This is a genomic window from Pelosinus fermentans DSM 17108 (assembly GCF_000271485.2).
In the GTDB taxonomy this organism is placed as follows: Bacteria; Bacillota; Negativicutes; order DSM-13327; family DSM-13327; genus Pelosinus; species Pelosinus fermentans.
Genome location: NZ_AKVN02000001.1, coordinates 4,203,809 through 4,217,500, shown reverse-complemented (window position 1 = coordinate 4,217,500; position 13,692 = coordinate 4,203,809). Strand labels below are relative to the sequence as shown.

The following is a 13,692-nucleotide window of genomic DNA, read 5'->3' as shown; positions in this document are numbered from 1 at the left end:
CTTCAGAAACAACCAGGATGTTGGCTTAGAAGCAGCCACCATTTAAAGAGTGCGTAATAGCTCACTGGTCGAGAGGTTTTGCGCCGAAGATGTCCGGGGCTAAAGTACGGAACCGAAGCTATGGATTTGTATCGTAAGATACAAGTGGTAGGGGAGCGTTCTATACGCATCGAAGCAGTACCGTAAGGAGCTGTGGAGTATATAGAAGTGAGAATGCCGGTATGAGTAGCGAAAAGACAAGTGAGAATCTTGTCCACCGAAAGCCTAAGGTTTCCTGAGCAACGCTCGTCGTCTCAGGGTAAGTCGGGGCCTAAGCCGAGGCGTAAATGCGTAGGCGATGGACAACTGGCAAACATTCCAGTACCACCCACATCCGTTTGAGTGATGGAGTGACACAGAAGGGTAAGTAATCGCGTGAATGGAAGAAACGCGTCTAAGCTTGTAGGGTGTTTAGTAGGCAAATCCGCTAAACGTTAAGCCTGAGGAGTGACGGGGAGTTGACCGCAAGGTTGATGAACTTACTGATCCCATGCTGTCAAGAAAAGCTTCTAGCGAGGCTGTGGGTGCCCGTACCGCAAACCGACACAGGTAGGCGGGGAGAGAATCCTAAGGTGCGCGGGAAAACCCTCGTTAAGGAACTCGGCAAAATGTCCCCGTAACTTCGGGAGAAGGGGAGCCTTTTTAGGTGATTACCCTTGCGGTATGAGCTAAAGAAGGTCGCAGAAAAGAGGCCCAAGCGACTGTTTACCACAAACACAGGTGCCTGCTAAAGCGAAAGCTGACGTATAGGTGCTGACACCTGCCCGGTGCTGGAAGGTTAAGGGGAGTGCTTAGACGTAAGTCGAAGGTGTGAACTGAAGCCCCAGTAAACGGCGGCCGTAACTATAACGGTCCTAAGGTAGCGAAATTCCTTGTCGGGTAAGTTCCGACCCGCACGAAAGGTGTAACGACTTGGGCACTGTCTCAACGAGGGACCCGGTGAAATTGAAATACCTGTGAAGATGCAGGTTACCCGCGACTGGACAGAAAGACCCCATGGAGCTTTACTGTAGCCTGACATTGAATTTTGGTAAATGATGTACAGGATAGGTGGGAGACTGCGAGACATGTACGCTAGTATGTGTGGAGTCGTTGTTGGGATACCACCCTTTATTTACTGGAATTCTAACTTTAGTAGTAACGAAACTAAGGACAGTGTCAGGTGGGCAGTTTGACTGGGGCGGTCGCCTCCGAAAATGTAACGGAGGCGCTCAAAGGTTCCCTCAGCGCGGTTGGAAATCGCGCGTAGAGTGCAAAGGCAGAAGGGAGCTTGACTGCGAGACGTACAGGTCGAGCAGGGACGAAAGTCGGACTTAGTGATCCGGTGGTACCGCGTGGAAGGGCCATCGCTCAACGGATAAAAGCTACCCTGGGGATAACAGGCTAATCTCTCCCAAGAGTCCATATCGACGGGGAGGTTTGGCACCTCGATGTCGGCTCATCACATCCTGGGGCTGTAGTAGGTCCCAAGGGTTGGGCTGTTCGCCCATTAAAGTGGTACGTGAGCTGGGTTCAGAACGTCGTGAGACAGTTCGGTCCCTATCCATCGCGGGCGCAAGAGATTTGAAGGGAGCTGCTCCTAGTACGAGAGGACCGGAGTGGACGAACCAATGGTGTACCAGTTATTCCGCCAGGAGTACAGCTGGGTAGCTACGTTCGGAAAGGATAAACGCTGAAAGCATCTAAGCGTGAAACCAGCCTTAAGATGAGATCTCTCATAGCGTAAGCTAGTAAGTCCCCTTGTAGATGACAAGGTTGATAGGCCAGGTGTGTAAGTCCAGCAATGGATTCAGCTGACTGGTACTAATAGGACGAGGGCTTGACTTAAGCAGCGCACCAAAAGCTTGTGAGCGATAGCGAGCAAAAGCTTTTGAGTAAGTCGCTTACTTCCGTAGTGAAGCGTGAGCAGAACTAGGAAGTATCAAATATGTATCTTTACTTTTCAAGTGACTGATACGTACCTAACATGAATCTTTCTTCTGTGAAGTTTTGAGAGAACATATTTATATGTACTTTCTAAAAACTTTAATCCAGTGGCGATAGCTAAGGGGTTCCACCTGTTCCCATACCGAACACAGCAGTTAAGCCCTTATACGCCGAAAGTACTTGGATGGAAACGTCCTGGGAGGATAGGTAGTTGCTGGTTAATTAAAAAGCACTCATTTATGTGAGTGCTTTTTATCATATTGATCTTGAGTGAGTGTTTTTTGTTTTTTCGTTCCTGAGATTGGTGAGAATGCTTCAGATGCTAGGCACGACAATAAGCAGGGAACCAAATCTTCGTGAACGATAGTGAGCAAGAAAATTTGAGTGATTCGCTTAGTTAGAGTGAAACGATAACATCCTTTACCTAGTACATCAGTACGTGAAGTGAGCGCGCGCAGGAGTAACGACGCAGATGGGGTATTATCGCCAGTCGAAGTACCGAACACAGTAGTTAAGCCATACGCCGAAAGTACTTGGTTGGATACGGCCTGGGAAGATAGATAGTTGCTGTGGATAAACTAGAGGTGTAAAAGAGAGTTATATGAGATTATAAACAATTGGGGATAATTCTGTGCATTTATTAGAAAAAAACTCTAATTCCGAATGACATACCAATACACATAGTTAATTATTTGATTTCCAGACAGGAAAAGTTAAAGTTATGGTGAATGATTATAGAATATAAAGAAAGACCACCTCATAAATGAAGTGGTCTTTCTATTATAGTAAAAAATATATTTAATCGAATTTTTTGTATGCTTGTGCTTTCGCACCACAAATTGGACAGGAATCAGGTGCGCTGCCTTCATGGATGTGACCACAAACAGTACAGAGATAGTAAGGAAAGGATTCTTTATTTTCTAAAGTATCAAGAGCTTTCTTGTATAAAACAGCATGTACTTTTTCAGCTTCGTTTGCTAATGTAAAAGAACGTAATGCTGCTGCTGTATTTTCTTCTTCTTTCGCTTCTTTAATGAATTGAGGATACATTTCGCTAAATTCATAGGTTTCACCAGCGATAGCAGCTTGTAAATTATCAGCAGTTGTTTTGATTTTACCTAGTGCTTTTAAATGAGCATGAGCATGAATGATTTCTGCTTCAGCAGTTGCACGGAATAATTTAGCTGCTTGCGGAAAACCATCAGCCTCTGCTTTTTTAGCAAAAGCTAAGTATTTTATATTTGCTTGAGATTCACCAGCGAAGCCATCAGCTAAGTTTTTTTCTGTTTTCATTTGTATAAAACCTCCATAAAAATATTTATTGATTATCTATTAATTATTATTATCCATTATAGACAATTTGTCAAGTAAAAATTGCCATCTTTATTAATAATATGCTATATATTACATAAATAGATTATAACCATGCATAAAGAGGGTGAAAATTTGCATTATGAGAAAAGAGCCGTAATTCAACACCAGAAAGGATTACACACACGGGTGGCAGCAATGGTAGTGCAAAAATCCCATGCACTGAGTACGACCTATCAAACTACTCTATTTTTTAGATATAAAGAGCAAGAAAATATAGCATCAAATAGTTTGATAGTACTTTGTTCTTTAAAAATAAAAGCCGGGGATGAAGTCTGGGTTGTAGGCCATGGGAAGCATGCTGATTATGTGGTTAACCAGATGGTGGAGTTTTTAGAGAGTGACTTTCAATTCGATAATGCTCAGATTATCAGTGAAGTGGATAAATTGCTCCAGGATAATGCCTTTACGGCTGAACAAATTTTTAATAGTATGGCTAATGGTCTAATGGTAAGTGACGAGCATGATGTAGTGACAATATTCAATCCAGCAGCAGAGGAGATATTAGGTATTCCTGCTAATGCTGTTATTGGGAAAAAAGTGTATGATGTAATTCCGAATTCCAGGCTACATTTTGTGAATAAAACAGGAATTCCTGAGCTTGCTTATCGGCAGGTTATTGGTTCTTCGAGTACAATTACTAACCGTACTCCTATTATCATTGATGGGCAAATTAAGGGAGCAGTGGCTATTTTTGAAGATATTTCCGCATTAGAGAAAATTACAGGAGAATTGCAAGAGGTTAAAGAGTTAAAAGGGCAACTTCAGTTAATTTTGGAATCTGTACAAGATGGAATTTGTGTAGTGAATAAAGAAGGATGTATTACCTATGTAAATCCAGCCTATTTGCGCATTCTTAATCAACAGTATGCACAGCTGGTAGGGCAGAATATACAGGAAATTTCTCCTAGTGGAGCACGATGCAGTGTACTCTCGTCTGGGAAACAAGTATTGGGAACCATCAGTAAGAAGAAAAATGGAGTGGCAGTAGTTGCTAATGTGAACCCAATTATTGTAGATGATGAAGTAACAGGAGTGGTATCCGTGGTGAAGGATATTACAGAAGTGCAGGGACTGATGGAAAATTTGAATCATATTTCAGCAAAAGCTGAATATTTAGAGCAAGAGTTATGGCGTACTAAGAAGCCCAATCGAGCTTTTGAGCACTTTATTGGGCGCAGTGGTAAAGTTTTCGATGTATTAGCAATGGCAGCAAAAGCTGCTGAAGGCTCTTCTAACGTATTAATTCGTGGTGAAAGTGGTACTGGTAAGGAATTAGTGGCAGAAGGGATTCATTATGCCAGCAGACAGGGAGCAGGACCTTTTATTCGAGTAAATTGTGGTGCGATTCCCGCTAATTTATTGGAAAGTGAGCTCTTCGGTCATGAAAAGGGAGCATTCACAGGCGCCATTCGTAGAAAGTTAGGAAAATTTGAATTAGCTGATCATGGAACCATTTTTTTAGATGAAATAGGTGAGATGGAAAAAAGCATGCAAGTGAAATTGCTGCGGGTATTACAAAAAAAAGAATTTGAGAGGGTTGGCGGCGAGAGCACAATTAAAGTAAATGTACGAATTATTGCTGCTACGAATCAGGATTTAGAGAAGATGGTTTTAAATGGAGAGTTTCGAGAAGACTTATATTATCGCTTAAACGTAATCCCCTTATTATTGCCTCCTTTAAGAGAGCGCAAAGAGGACATTCCGATATTGGCAGAACATTTTCTGAATAAAGTCAGCCTTGAATTAACAAGGAAAGCAAAAGGTATAAAAAATGATGCCCTGGATATACTGTTGCAGTATAAATGGCCGGGAAATGTTCGTGAGCTGGAAAATATGATTGAGAGGCTTGTAACGTTAACAGAAGGTGATTTTATCGGCATTGAACATTTGCCAACATACTTAAAAGAAAAATTAATAACAAGAAATAAAGAAGGAAGCAGTATAGTAAATAGTGAAATTATTTTACCTTGGGAAGAATATGAAAAGAGGATTATCAAATTAGCGCTAGGTACCTACAATAGTTATAACCGAGCTGGCAAAGCCTTAGGGTTAACACATAAAACAATAGCGGCCAAGGCTAAGAAATATGGTATAGAAAAAACAATAAGCTGGTAAAAAAGATTGTTTATGGTAAAAAGTATCAACAAAGAAGAAAAAGCTGATACTTTTTACCAAGTTGGCTTTCTTTACGTTATTTAGTAAGTTTTATGGCAGATTAAATCTTCCATATGAATGTTGAGGTTTAGAGCCTTTAGTGAATTGTGGATGCTTTTTATCAGGGGATTTCTGGCTTGGCATGATTATTGCGTGTATTTTACTATGTAAAGCAATGATATGTATGTTTCTTATAGCATATTATGCTGAAAATCATCGGAAGCCTGCCACGAATGGAATATAAATAACGAAGGAGAGAAAAGACATGAAAAAAGTTATTAATGTACCAGAACAGGTAGTAGAGGAAATGCTGCAGGGTATGGTGTTGGCACATTCTCAATATGTAAAAAGGGTGGATGGTTTTGAAGTACTAGTAAGAGCTAATAAGCCAGGGGCTGGCAAAGTAGCTTTGGTAAGCGGCGGTGGCAGCGGACATGAGCCTTCTCATGCTGGTTTTGTTGGCCGTGGAATGCTTGATGGTGCTGTTGCAGGGGCTGTATTTACTTCACCAACGCCAGATCAGGTATACGAAGCCGTAAAAGCAGTTGATAATGGTAAGGGCGTACTGTTGATCATAAAAAATTATAGTGGTGACGTTATGAATTTTGAAATGGCTATTGAGATGGCAAATGCTGATGGCATTACGGTGGATAAAGTTATAGTAAATGATGATGTAGCTGTGGAGAATAGTACTTGGACCATTGGCAGGCGAGGTATTGCAGGCACTGTATTGGTACATAAGATTGCCGGTGCAAAAGCAGAAGCGGGAGCTGAATTAGAAGAAGTAAAGCGAATCGCGGATAAAGTTATTCATAATGTGAGATCAATGGGAATGGCGCTTGATTCTTGTACAGTACCAGCTGCTGGTAAACCTAGCTTTATATTAGAAGAAAATGAAATAGAAATCGGTATGGGAATTCATGGTGAACCGGGTACGCATCGGGAAGTTTTGCGTACTGCAGATGAAATTACGGATCATTTGGTGGATAAGATTCTAGCAGACATGCCTTTGGCTGCAGGACAAGAAGTTGCAGTACTGATTAATGGACTGGGAGCTACACCGTTGATGGAGCTTTACATCGTAAATCGAAAAGTGGCGGCACTCTTAAAAGAGAAAGGTTTACATATTGCTAAAACATATGTCGGGAATTATATGACATCACTAGAAATGGCGGGTTTTTCCATTAGTATTTTGAAGCTTGATAGTGAGCTAAAAGAGTTATTATTAGCTCCTGCAGATACACCAGCTTTGGTACAGTTTTAAAAGGAGGATTTGGTTTTATGAGTGGAGAGTTATATGAAGTGATATCTGCTGTGGGTGAAACGATCATTGGTAATAGACAAATGTTAACGGATTTAGATGCTGCGATTGGTGATGGAGATCATGGTATCAATATGGCACGAGGATTTGAGGCAGTAAAGGCAAAGCTGCAGACACTAGAAACAGAAAGTGATATAGGAAAAGTCCTTAAAACAGTAGGGATGACCTTGATATCGAGTGTAGGCGGAGCCGCAGGACCATTGTATGGCACCGCTTTCTTGCGGGCTGCTGTTCCTAGTCAGGGGAAAACGGAACTTGATGTAGAGACGATTGGCTTGATGTTAGAGGCGGCTATTGCTGGTATTAAGGAAAGAGGGAAAGCGACAACAGGAGAAAAAACCATGCTTGATGCTTTAGTACCTGCTCATGAAGCATTTCAGGATGGTGCTAAGACAGGAAAATCGGTGATCGAATGTTTGGAATTAGCGTGCGAGGCTGCGCAGCAGGGTGTGGAATTTACCAAAACGATCATTGCTACCAAAGGGAGAGCAAGTTATCTCGGAGAGAGAAGTCGTGGGCATCAAGATCCTGGTGCAACATCTTCGTATATTATGTTAAAGGCATTATTAGAACATCTTCGTCGTCAATAAACAGGAGGTCTCAAGGACATGGTTGGAGTTGTTATTGTTTCACATAGCCAAAAGGTCGCAGAAGGGATACGAGAAATGGCATTGCAAATGTCAGCTCCTGAACAAAAAATAATTGCGGCTGGGGGAATGGCAGATGGTGGCATTGGGACAGATGCATTTCAAGTGAGTGAGGCCATTATCGCAGCTAATACCGGTGACGGTGTCGCGGTTATGGTGGATTTAGGCAGTGCAGTACTGAGCACTGAAACTGCTTTTGAATTTTTAGATGAAGAATTGCGTGCTAACGTTCAAATTGCTGATGCTCCTATTTTAGAGGGAGCGATTAGTGCTGTTGTAGAAGCATCCTTAGGGAGTGCTTTAGCTGCTGTTATAGCAACGGCAGAAGGTGCACGGGCATTAAAGAAATGCTAAGTTGTGAAATAACTTAAGTTGTTTAAAAATGAACCACAAAGACGCAAAGGACACAAAGGGGGTTATTTATCCGATGACTAAACCGCTCTAAGACTCCCATCTTCTACAAGTGGGAGTTAAGAGCGGCTAAGCCCCTGGATAAGGGCGACTAAGATTCAGGTGGAGTTAAAACTCCATCTGAATCAAGTCTTCTTTATATTTTTCGTGTATTCCTTTGTGTGCCGCAGTAGCGGCATTGTGCCTTTGTGGTTCAAATATTTTTTAGGTGAGGGATAAATATGACAGAAATACAGGTAACAATTACAAACACCAGCGGTTTGCATGCAAGGCCAGCAGCTCAGTTTGTACAGAAGGCAGCCACCTTTAAAAGCAAAGTCAAAATTGCAGCTAATAATAAAGTAGCAGATGGAAAGAGTATTTTGGCAGTTATGAGTATGGGTTTAAAACAACATACTCAGATTACAATTACTACTGAAGGCGAAGATGAAAAAGAATGCAGTAAGGCTCTTGAAGACATGATTAAGAGCAACTTTGGAGAAGAGTAATAGTAAGTATATATAGGCCGCAATAAATAAAAAGACCGCTAGCGTATTCATAGATGAATATTCTAGCGGTTTTCTCACATCTTGTCCATTATTTGGAACGGGATAAGAACTTAAACACTTTAGCTCCTGTATCCCGTACACGACGTATGGGAGTGCTGCTAACTCTAATTTTGGGTTTCATATCACTGATTGAACCAAAGTCCCCACGTTTAATATTAGTAATTTTAATTTTTTCTGGTTTTAAAAATTTCTTTAATACTTTAGAGGCGTTATCAGGTTGACTTGCATCACTATAGTTGAATAAATCTATGGCAGCATAACCCTTGTCGGGAAACGTATGTATGCTCATATGACCTTCTGCTAGTAATGCCAGAGCTGCCAGACCTGTTAAGCCTTGTGGCTGAAATTGGTATTCAGTGAATTCAAGTAGTGTCATATTTGATTCAGCAATTGCTGTCAGCATTGCCTGTTTAAGAATTTCCATAGTAGTAAGACTTTCAAAACTGCATCCGTACATATCAATGGTGAGGTGCCTGCTTATAATTCCCATAATCATATTCGATTGCTCCTTTTTATTTAAGTAATGATTTAGGCGTATGCACTTTTATTAATAATTAAAAATATATATTTTGGTTTAAAATATAATTACGCCTGTATTATATGTATTGTAGCTTTTCATTATAAATTGAATACATAAGATTGTAAAGAATATTTTGCTATAAAAAGACAGAAAATACTGGATATTGGTTTTAATTAAATTAACAGCGGTTTTTTGCAGGAGAATCTATTTTCAATAGTGAATTTTCTCAAAAGACAATACATTAGTAAAAGGGGTGGATAATGATGAGTACAAAATTAACAACAATGCTAAATATAAAGTATCCAATTATACAAGGCGGTATGGCATGGGTGTCTGACGGAAAGCTGGCAGCAGCCGTGTCAGAAGCTGGCGGAGCTGGTATCATTGCCGCAGGGGGACGTAATGCTCAGTGGGTTGGTGAACAAATACGTTTAGCTAAAACCTTAACTAAGAAACCTTTTGGTGTAAATGTGCAGCTTATGGCTGTGGATAAGGAAGAAATAATGAATGTAGTCTGCCAGGAAAAGGTAGCGTTTGTTACTCTTGGTGCAGGGAATCCGATTCCGTTCTTTTCTCAACTTGATCAAGCAGGCATTAAAAAAATCCCAGTAGTACCAAATGTGAAACTGGCAAAACGAGTACAGGAAAAAGGTGCTGATGCAATTGTAATCGAGGGAATGGAAGCAGGAGGTCATATTGGTGTATTAACGACGATGGCCTTAATGACACAAGTGATTCCAGAGATTGATATTCCTGTGATTGCAGCTGGCGGCTTTGCTGATGGACGAGGTTTAGTGGCAGCCCTTTCCATGGGAGCGTCAGGCATCCAAATGGGCACAAGGTTCTTGGTAGCAGAGGAATGTGCCGTTCATGCTAATGTGAAACAAAAATTAATTTCCGCTAGTGACACTGACAGCGTTGTAACAGGGTTACTTTCTGGGCATGCTGTACGCGGGGTAAAAAATAAGTTTACAGAGCGCTTCTTAGAGTTAGAGCGTCAACATGCTCCGGAAGCAGAACTTGCGGCTTTGGCAACGGGTACCAATCGTCTGGCTGCGATTGACGGAGATGTAGAAAATGGTATGGTACAAGCTGGGCAGAGTTTGCTGCCATTAACGAAGATCGAACCGGCTAAGGTCATTATCGAGCATATCATTGAAGAAGCCCGGTTAGTTGTGGCAGCATTAGCAAAAACCCCTAATGTGTTATAATATAAAAAATTAGGTGGGGAGACCTAGGAGGAAGAGAAAGCAGTATGATGAATAATATTGAAATCGCAAAGGGAGTATACTCTGTAGGTGCAGTTGACTGGACCATGAGGGATTTTCATGGATATGGTACACCAAGGGGCATTACCTATAATGCCTACTTAATTGTAGATGAAAAAATATGTTTAATTGATACGGTAAAAGCCCCTTTTGCTTCAGAATTATTAGAGCGTATCAGTCAGATTGTTGATCCGGCAAAGATCGATTATATTGTTTGTAATCACACAGAGCCTGACCATGCCAGCGCTTTACCGATTATTATGGAAAAAACGCCTCAGGCCAAGGTGGTATTGACAAGCCAAGGGAAAGATTCTATTGTTAAGCACTATAACAAAGAGTATGATTTTCAAGTTGTAAAAGAAGGAGATTCTTTAGATCTTGGTGCAAAGCAGCTAAAATTTATTACCATGCCAATGCTGCATTGGCCGGATTCTATGGCAACCTATTTAACTGGTGAAGAAATTTTGTTTTCAAATGATGCTTTTGGTCAGCATATTTCTACTACCAAACGGTTTGATGATGAAAATGAGATTCATGATGTTATGCAAGAAGCAGCTAAATATTATGCAAATATCTTAATGCCTTATAGTCGCTTAGTTGGTACGGCGTTAACGAAGGCCGAAACGGTGAAAATAAAAATGATTGCGCCGAGTCATGGTGTGATTTGGCGTTCTCATATTGAAGATATCCTAAAGAAATATGAACAATGGGGCAGCGGATATCATGATGATACCGTAGTCATCATATACGATACGATGTGGGGAGCTACAGAAGATATGGCTCGCCGTATCTTAGAGGGTGTTGCTGCATCAGGGGCGAAAGGAAAGCTGCACCGCTTAAAAACTTCAGCAATGAGTGATATTATTAATGATGTACTTGAAGCGGGAGGGGTCATTCTGGGGTCCTCTACTCAACACAATACGGTGCTGGCGACTATGGGAGGATTCTTAACCTATATAGAGGGACTAAAACCTGTGAATAAAATAGGTGCTGCTTTTAGCGCACATGGTTGGGCAGGAGGAGCACTAAAGGCGATGGAAGAGTCCTTAAAACGCGCGGGTATAGCTATTGAAAATCCGGGATTAGCAGTAAAATGGCTGGCGAGCAAAGAAGAGCAGGATGCATGCTTTCAATTTGGATTGGAATTTGCAAAGAAAATGCAGGCAAATAAGAAATAAGAATCACTATTCTAGAGTAAAAAGAGGGCGAGATATCGCTCTCTTTTTTTACGCGGGTGGCATAGATCAGTCTTTTTTAGCGCAATACTATAAAGAAGAAAGAATAGGCATGATTTACTTCAGTTGTAGGGCGCATGATTATTATTTAAAAAAAACTATAAATTATAATTAAAAAATAGTTGCAAAAAGTCAAATAGTCAAATAGAATAGAGTAAAGGTCAAATAATGATTGAAACAGGCAGGTGAGACCATGGGCAATTTAGCTGATGATATTGAAAAGCTGATTCTTCATAAACTAGCAAATCAGTGTGAGGATATTGTTGTATTAAAACGTAATGAAATGGCTGAAGAAATTGAGTGCGCCCCGTCTCAGATTAGTTATGTATTAAGTACTCGCTTTACGATAGAAAGAGGTTTTATTGTAGAGTCAAGGCGTGGTTCAGGCGGATTTGTACGCATTGAACGTATTCCTGTCCATACTTTGATTTATGAAGATGCAGCAGAACAAGTTGCTGAGGATACGATGTTCTCTGAAGCTGTAAAGATTGTTAAGAGTCTTACGGCTCAGGGAATGTTAACAGGACGAGAGGCCGCTTTGATGCTGCACTTCTTTGACATCATTTATGAGCATATAGCGCCTCAGGAACGATCAGCAATGTTACGTTCTTTGCTATTAAAATTATCTGAGTTAACATGAGGAGGATTGCATGATGTTGTGTGATGAATGTAAGAGCCGTACAGCTTGTATGCATATAATCAAAATCGTTAATAATCAAAAGACAGAAAAAAACCTGTGTGCAGAATGTGCAAAAGCTGCAGGTGAAATTAGTTTATCCTTTGATACTCAGTCCTATGTTCACGATTTTTTGAAAGGCATTTTTAATCATGGACTCTTTGTTGATCCTCAGATGCTAAGAGGGCAGGAAAGCTGTTCTGAGTGCGGGATGACATATACCGATTTTAACCGCAAAGGAAAAGTTGGGTGCAGTGCTTGTTATACTGTTTTTGGTGGGCAGTTTGAGCCTTTGTTAAAGCGAATTCATGGCTCTAGCTCTCATACGGGAAAAATACCTAAGCGTAACGGCGGCACACTTAAAATCCGGCAGCAAATTAAGAAGATACGTCAGCAGCTGGAGCAATATGTTATCAATGAAGAATATGAGAAAGCCGTATTACTGCGGGATGAAATTAAAAATTTAGAAAAAGAAATAGGGTTAAACGGCAAGGGGGAATAGCAAATGTCAATGGAAAATTTGCTTGATCAACCGTTTGTGCATTGGATGAGTAGCGGTGCGCAAGATGGTGATATTGTACTTGCCAGTCGCATTCGTTTGGCACGTAATCTGGAAGGCATACCCTTCCCTCAAAGGGCCAACGGAGAGCAACTGTCTCAAGTGGTGTCTCAGTTAAAGAGTTCTTTATGTGATTTAAATAGTAATGAGCAATCGGATTACATGTTTATTGATTTAGAGAAGCTGCCATTGTTAGAAAGATTAGTATTAGTCGAAAAGCATATTATTAGTCCTGATCATGCCCGGGAAGCAAGCAATCGGGCAATTCTTGTAAAACAGGATACAACGGTAAGTATTATGGTTAACGAAGAGGATCATTTGCGCATTCAATGCTTAATGCCTGGGCTCAATTTAGTGAAAGCCTTTACAAGTGCCAATCAGGTAGATGATATTATTGAAAATAAACATGCTCTTGCTTTTAATGAAGAACTAGGGTATTTAACTTCTTGCCCTACTAATTTAGGTACAGGTCTTAGGGCTTCTGTTATGGTACATTTACCTGCTCTGGTTTTAACTGGGCAAATCAATCGCATTGTAAATGCTGTAATTCAGCTTGGTTTAACCGTAAGAGGACTATATGGCGAAGGTACAGAGGCTGTTGGTAATATTTTTCAGATTTCCAATCAATTGACCTTAGGTTTTACAGAGCAAGAGATCATTGATAATTTATACAGTGTAGTAAAGCAGGTAGTCGATCATGAACGTACAGCACGAGGCGGATTGTATGCTGATACTACGGATATGCTGGTTGATCGCGTATGGCGCGCTTATGGTACTTTAAAATATGCTCGCAGTATCTCAGGTCAGGAAGCTTTAGCTTTATTGAGTGATGTGCGAATGGGATATGAGTTAGGAATTATCAACGAAGGTTCACATTGTAATTTCAATGAACTGATGGTAATTACAAGGCCAAATTTTTTGCAGAAAATGAGTGATTGCCCTGAATTAAGTGGTAATGAACGAAAGAAATTAAGAGCACAGATTATTCGAGAAAAATTAACAAATAAGGACTAG

12 protein-coding genes and 2 rRNA genes (1 of these 14 running past the window's edge) are annotated in these 13,692 nt (G+C 40.7%); 12 read left to right on the top strand and 2 right to left on the bottom strand.

The genetic code is table 11. From position 1 onward, the window contains the following. Together FR7_RS19500 and rrf are read left to right on the top strand one after the other, a co-directional pair. A 23S ribosomal RNA gene (locus FR7_RS19500) occupies positions 1-1,866 on the top strand (it extends 1,067 nt beyond the left edge of the window). A gap of 202 nt (positions 1,867-2,068) precedes the next feature. Then, positions 2,069-2,185 (top strand): 5S ribosomal RNA (gene rrf, locus FR7_RS19495). A 578-nt stretch (positions 2,186-2,763) separates the two neighbouring features. Here the strand turns inward: rrf and FR7_RS19490 are convergent. Further along, entirely contained in the window at positions 2,764-3,258 is a 495-nt protein-coding gene (locus tag FR7_RS19490) for a rubrerythrin family protein (RefSeq protein WP_007937890.1), read from the bottom strand. 132 nt (positions 3,259-3,390) lie between these two features. On the opposite strand from FR7_RS19490, the gene FR7_RS19485 reads away from it, so the two are divergent. The 5 genes from FR7_RS19485 to FR7_RS19465 all read left to right on the top strand — a co-directional run bounded on the left by FR7_RS19485 (position 3,391) and on the right by FR7_RS19465 (position 8,360). Then, positions 3,391-5,454 carry a sigma 54-interacting transcriptional regulator gene (locus FR7_RS19485; RefSeq protein WP_007939675.1) on the top strand — a complete coding sequence of 688 codons (2,064 nt, stop codon included), beginning with the start codon at positions 3,391-3,393 and terminating at the stop codon, positions 5,452-5,454. A 304-nt stretch (positions 5,455-5,758) separates the two neighbouring features. Next, entirely contained in the window at positions 5,759-6,757 is a 999-nt protein-coding gene (gene dhaK / locus FR7_RS19480; RefSeq protein WP_007937888.1) for a dihydroxyacetone kinase subunit DhaK, read from the top strand. Between the two features lie 17 nt (positions 6,758-6,774). Next, the gene (dhaL, locus tag FR7_RS19475; protein WP_007937887.1) at positions 6,775-7,404 is read left to right on the top strand and encodes a dihydroxyacetone kinase subunit DhaL; all 630 of its coding nucleotides are present in this window, start codon (positions 6,775-6,777) and stop codon (positions 7,402-7,404) included. 18 nt (positions 7,405-7,422) lie between these two features. Continuing rightward, entirely contained in the window at positions 7,423-7,815 is a 393-nt protein-coding gene (dhaM, locus tag FR7_RS19470) for a dihydroxyacetone kinase phosphoryl donor subunit DhaM (protein WP_007937886.1), read from the top strand. A gap of 278 nt (positions 7,816-8,093) precedes the next feature. Beyond that, a complete protein-coding gene (locus tag FR7_RS19465; RefSeq protein ID WP_007937885.1) occupies positions 8,094-8,360 on the top strand; it encodes an HPr family phosphocarrier protein in 267 nt (88 codons plus the stop codon). A gap of 88 nt (positions 8,361-8,448) precedes the next feature. On the opposite strand, the gene speD is transcribed toward FR7_RS19465, so the two are convergent. After that, on the bottom strand, positions 8,449-8,916 hold the full coding sequence (gene speD, locus FR7_RS19460) for an adenosylmethionine decarboxylase (protein ID WP_007937884.1): 468 nt from the start codon (positions 8,914-8,916) through the stop codon (positions 8,449-8,451). A gap of 287 nt (positions 8,917-9,203) precedes the next feature. Here speD and FR7_RS19455 point away from each other — a divergent pair, with 287 nt between their 5' ends. The 5 genes from FR7_RS19455 to FR7_RS19435 all read left to right on the top strand — a co-directional run bounded on the left by FR7_RS19455 (position 9,204) and on the right by FR7_RS19435 (position 13,692). Next, positions 9,204-10,151: a nitronate monooxygenase gene (locus FR7_RS19455; protein ID WP_007937883.1), complete on the top strand. Its 948-nt coding sequence runs from the start codon at positions 9,204-9,206 to the stop codon at positions 10,149-10,151. A gap of 44 nt (positions 10,152-10,195) precedes the next feature. Then, the gene (locus FR7_RS19450; protein ID WP_007937882.1) at positions 10,196-11,386 is read left to right on the top strand and encodes an FprA family A-type flavoprotein; all 1,191 of its coding nucleotides are present in this window, start codon (positions 10,196-10,198) and stop codon (positions 11,384-11,386) included. A 250-nt stretch (positions 11,387-11,636) separates the two neighbouring features. Further along, positions 11,637-12,083, top strand: coding sequence for a CtsR family transcriptional regulator (locus FR7_RS19445; RefSeq protein WP_007937881.1), 447 nt, complete (start codon positions 11,637-11,639; stop codon positions 12,081-12,083). Between the two features lie 13 nt (positions 12,084-12,096). Further along, positions 12,097-12,621 carry a UvrB/UvrC motif-containing protein gene (locus FR7_RS19440; RefSeq protein ID WP_007937879.1) on the top strand — a complete coding sequence of 175 codons (525 nt, stop codon included), beginning with the start codon at positions 12,097-12,099 and terminating at the stop codon, positions 12,619-12,621. 3 nt (positions 12,622-12,624) lie between these two features. Next, positions 12,625-13,692: a protein arginine kinase gene (locus tag FR7_RS19435; RefSeq protein ID WP_007937877.1), complete on the top strand. Its 1,068-nt coding sequence runs from the start codon at positions 12,625-12,627 to the stop codon at positions 13,690-13,692.